This is a genomic window from Vibrio sp. 1069 (assembly GCF_033340555.1).
The window spans coordinates 1-502 of the sequence record NZ_JAWOWP010001033.1 but is presented as its reverse complement, the minus strand read 5'-3'; the positions used below and the strand labels follow the sequence as shown (position 1 = coordinate 502).

Annotated in this window: 1 pseudogene; it reads left to right on the top strand. The window is 47.2% G+C overall.

The window, feature by feature from the left end:
- Positions 1–502 (top strand): annotated as a pseudogene (gene mukB / locus R7040_RS30450) (chromosome partition protein MukB); the annotation flags it as partial.

Here is a 502-nt window from a genome sequence, read left to right as displayed (position 1 = left end):
CAATTTGAAACTGCGCTGAAGCTTGTACAAAGTATCGTTGGGCAAGTCGAACGTAAAGATGCGGCTGAACAAGCGAAAATCGTCATTACGAAAGCGCGTGAATCTCAGCAAATCGCACAAAACGAACAACAATGGCGTGCTCAACATCGTGACCTCGAACGTAGCTTAAACCAACAGCGTCAAGCTCGTGAATTGGTCAAGGAATATCAAAAACAGTTCCATGTTGAACTGACGGACGAAATCACGTTTGAACAAGAACGCGAACGTCATGCGATGCAAATCGAAACGCTAGAAATGACGCAAGAAGAGCTGCGTGAACAACGCAGCGAACAGCGTCGCCTAGAGCAAGATGCTGCGGCAGAAATCAATAAGCTAGAAGCCATTGCACCAACTTGGATTGCCGCTAACGATGCGCTAGAAAAATTGCGTGAGCAAAGCGGTGTAGAGTTAGAAGATCGCCATGCAGTGATGAGCCACATGCAGGTTGTTCTGGAGCAAGAGA